The following is a 3679-nucleotide window of genomic DNA, read 5'->3' as shown; positions in this document are numbered from 1 at the left end:
CCACCGCCGAGCGGGCCACCGCCTGCGGCACCTCGCCCGGGACGGCCAGGGCCGCGGCCGCCAGCCGTCCCCAGCGCAGCACGTGGATCTCCCAGCCGGCCTCGGTGCGGCGGGCGGCCACCACCTGGCGGCAGCGGCTCAGGCTCTCCACCCGCTGCTGGCGGCGGACCGCGCGCTGCAGCGCCTCGGCCCGGGAGCGGACCACCGCGGCCTCCTCGAAGCGCTGCTGCTCGGCCAGCCGGGTGAGCCGCCGGGCGGTGCCGGAGAGCACCGCGCGCAGGTCGGTGCCCATGCTCGCGCGCACGTCCTGGACCACCTCGGCGTAGGCCTCGCGGTCGACGCTGCCGTCGCAGGGGGAGCAGCAGCGACCCATCCCCGCGAGCGCGCAGGCCGACCCGTCCTGGCGCAGCCGGATCCGCCCGGTGCAGCGGCGCAGCGGGTGCACGTCCTGCAGGCAGAGCAGCGCCAGCTCGGCCTCGGCCCGTCCGCGGAAGGGGCCCAGGTAGGTGGCCTCGTCGTCCTGGCGTCGGCGCACCACCGAGAGCCGGGGGAAGGCCTCGACCGTCACCTTCAGCCAGAGCTGGCGCTCGGGGTGCTTGGAGCGCCGGTTGTAGCGCGGGCGGTGCGCGGCGATCAGCCGCAGCTCGAGCACCTCGGCCTGCAGCGCGGTGCTGCAGGAGATCGTCTCCACCCCGGTGGCGACCCGGATCATCTCCTCCATCCGCGGTCGCCGCTCGGCCGCGGTGAAGTAGCTGCGCACCCGCGAGCGCAGGTTGACCGAGGTGCCGACGTAGAGCACCTCGCGCCCCTCCCGGGCGGGACGACCGTCGCCGGGGGCGCCGTCGGTGTGGAAGAGGTACACCCCGGGCCCGCGGGGGACGTCGGTGGCCCACACCCGCTTGGCGCGGCGCTGCGGGGAGACCCGCCGGGTCAGCTCGACCAGGTCCTCCACGGTGTGCACGCCGAGGTTGCCGACCCGTTCGAGCAGCCCGTGCAGCACGTCCACGGTGGCCCGGGCGTCGGTGAGCGCCCGGTGGTTGGGTGTGGTGGGGCTGGCGAAGTGGCGGGCCAGCGTCTGCAGCTTGTGGTTGGCCACCTCGTCGCGCAGCAGGATCGAGCGGCTCAGCGCGACGGTGTCGAAGACCCGCGGGGCCGGCCAGGGCTGGTCCAGCTGCTCGCAGGCCCGGCGCAGGAACCCGACGTCGAAGGACGCGTTGTGGGCCACCCAGGTCGCCCCGGCGGCGAACTGCAGGAAGCTCGGCAGCACCGCCGCCAGCGGGGGAGCGGTGGCCACCATCCCGTTGGTGATGCCGGTGAGCACGGCGACGAGCGCCGGGATCGGCTGGTCGGGTCGGACCAGCGTCTGGAACTCGCCCAGCACCTCCCCGCCGCGCACCCGCACCGCGCCCACCTCGGTGATCGAGCAGTCCTCGGTGCTGCCGGTGGTCTCCAGGTCGACGACCACGAGGTCGACCTCGGACAGCGGGGTGCCGAGGTCGGCGAAGGACGGCTGCAGGGCGGTCGCGGACATGAGGTGGACGCTAGGTCGGGGCCCTGACAGTTCCGTTGCTCCGACACCTGCCGCGCAGAACTGTCAGTGGCCCCGGTCAGGGTGGTGGTCATGGACTCGCTGAGGATCGACTGCGACAGCTGCGCGGTGCGCGGCACCGGGTGCGACGGGTGCGTCATCTCCGTGCTGATGGGCTCGCGCCCCGAGGAGGAGCCGGTGGTGCTCGACGACGACGAGCGCCGCGCGCTGACGGCCCTGGCCGGACACGGCCTGCTGCCACCGCTGCGGATGGCACCGCGCCGGGAGTCGGCCGGGTGAGTGTGACCCAGATCACTCCGACCACTTCCTGAGAAGCGCTCAGCGTGCGTTTGGTGTGCACCTCGGGGTGGCTTAGGGTGAGCGCGGTGCGACGGGCCGACGACGGATGGCCCGAACCGTCAGCGCCGGCCCCGTAGGAGCCGGTGGGTGTCGATGAAGGGAAGATCTGCGTGACCGCTCGTCCTCGTCCGGCTCTCCGAGCTCGTTGGGCCGTCCGGGCCGCAGCCGTCGGCTGCGCGGCCGCCCTCATCGTCCCGCTGCAGGGGCTCACGGCCACCGCCGACCCGCTGGACGACGCGCGCGAGCGGGTCGAGGCGCTGCAGATGGAGGCCGCCGCCCTCGACCAGGACTACGCCGCCGCCCAGGAGCGGCTCGAGCAGGCCAAGCAGCGGCTCGCCTCCAAGGAGGAGGACCTCAGCCGTCAGCAGGACGAGGTCGAGGAGATGCGCGACGACATCAGCCGCATCGCGCTGGCGCAGTACCAGGGACGCCACGTCGTCGACCCGACCACCCGGCTGCTGCTCTCGCCCGAGTCCGACACCTTCCTCAGCCGCTTCGCCACGGTCGAGAAGGTCAACCAGAACCAGAACGCGGCGCTGCAGTCCTTCCAGACCGAGCAGGCCAACCTCGAGGACCTGCGCCGGGCCACCGAGGCCGAGGTCGCCGAGATCCGCACCAGCGAGTCCGACATGTCCGCGGCCCGCGAGGCCTCCCAGCAGAAGGTCGCCGAGGCCGAGGCCGAGCTGCAGCGGCTGACCGAGGAGGAGCGCCGGCGGATCGCCGAGCAGGAGCGGGCCGAGGCCGAGGCGGCACGGGAGGCCGCCGAGGCGGCTGCTGCGGACTCCGGGGACGACACCGACGGCTCGGACGACGAGGGCGGCGACGACACCTCCACGCGCAGCGAGCGCGCCTCGCGCGACGGGTCGCGCGACGACTCCGACGACGACAGCGGCAGCTCCTCGTCCGGCAGCTCCGCCAGCGGCTCGAGCAGCTCGGGCGGGTCCAGCAGCTCGGGCTCGGGGAAGGCCGCCGACGCGGTGGCCTTCGCCAAGGCCCAGATCGGCAAGCCCTACAGCTACGGCGCGACCGGCCCCGGTTCCTACGACTGCTCCGGGCTCACCGGCGCGGCCTGGCGCTCGGCCGGGGTGAGCCTGCCCCGCACGTCGCAGGGCCAGTACGGCGTCGGCCGGTCGGTCTCGAAGTCGGAGCTGCAGCCCGGCGACCTCGTCTTCTACTACGGCGGCATCAGCCACGTCGGCATCTACGTCGGCGGCGGTCAGATCGTGCACGCGTCGCGGCCGGGCAAGCCGGTCGGCTACGCCTCGCTGAACTCGATGCCGTTCGCCGGTGCCAAGCGCGTCGGCTGAGACCACCCTCCTCGTCACCAACGACTACCCGCCCCGGCTCGGCGGGATCGAGACCTTCGTCTCGGCGGTGACCGAGATGCTCGACCACGACGTGGTGGTGCTCACCTCCCGCCACCCCGGGGCCGAGCGGGTCCGGGTGCCGCACCCCGTGCACCGCGCCCCGACCCCGGTCCTGCTGCCCACCCCGGCGACCACGCGGTACGCGGTCGAGGTGCTGCGGCGCACCGGCGCCACCCGGGTGCTCTTCGGGGCCGCCGCGCCGCTGGCTCTGATGGCCGGACGGCTGCGCCGCGCCGGGGCAGAGCGGGTCGTCGCGCTCACCCACGGCCACGAGGCGTCCTGGGCCCGGGTGCCGGCCGCACGGCAGACGCTGCGCCGGATCGGGGCGCAGGTCGACCACCTCTGCTACATCTCCGAGCACACCCGGCGCGCCATCGCCCCGGCCCTCGACCCGACCGCGGCCGGCGCCCTGGTGCGGCTGCCG

General features: G+C 74.6%; 4 protein-coding genes. 3 read left to right on the top strand and 1 reads right to left on the bottom strand.

The annotated features are described in order from the left end of the window. A partial coding sequence (locus DVA66_RS18170; RefSeq protein ID WP_114561304.1) for a DEDD exonuclease domain-containing protein occupies window positions 1-1531 on the bottom strand: 1531 nt, incomplete at its 3' end. Window positions 1532-1621: 90 nt separating this feature from the next. Between DVA66_RS18170 and DVA66_RS18165 the strand changes: the two genes are divergently transcribed. The 3 genes from DVA66_RS18165 to DVA66_RS18155 all read left to right on the top strand — a co-directional run. After that, complete coding sequence (locus tag DVA66_RS18165) at window positions 1622-1828, top strand: hypothetical protein (RefSeq protein ID WP_114561306.1); 207 nt, start codon at window positions 1622-1624, stop codon at window positions 1826-1828. A 170-nt stretch (window positions 1829-1998) separates the two neighbouring features. Further along, window positions 1999-3195 carry a C40 family peptidase gene (locus DVA66_RS21405; protein ID WP_232822052.1) on the top strand — a complete coding sequence of 399 codons (1197 nt, stop codon included), beginning with the start codon at window positions 1999-2001 and terminating at the stop codon, window positions 3193-3195. Further along, a partial coding sequence (locus tag DVA66_RS18155) for a glycosyltransferase (protein WP_157974109.1) occupies window positions 3176-3679 on the top strand: 504 nt, incomplete at its 3' end. The genes DVA66_RS21405 and DVA66_RS18155, both read left to right, overlap by 20 nt.

Origin of the sequence: Desertihabitans aurantiacus (assembly GCF_003344635.1) — a bacterium.
Taxonomy (GTDB): Bacteria; Actinomycetota; Actinomycetes; order Propionibacteriales; family Propionibacteriaceae; genus Desertihabitans; species Desertihabitans aurantiacus.
The sequence above is the reverse complement of the archived record's forward strand: the minus strand, read 5'-3'. Positions and strand labels throughout refer to the sequence as shown.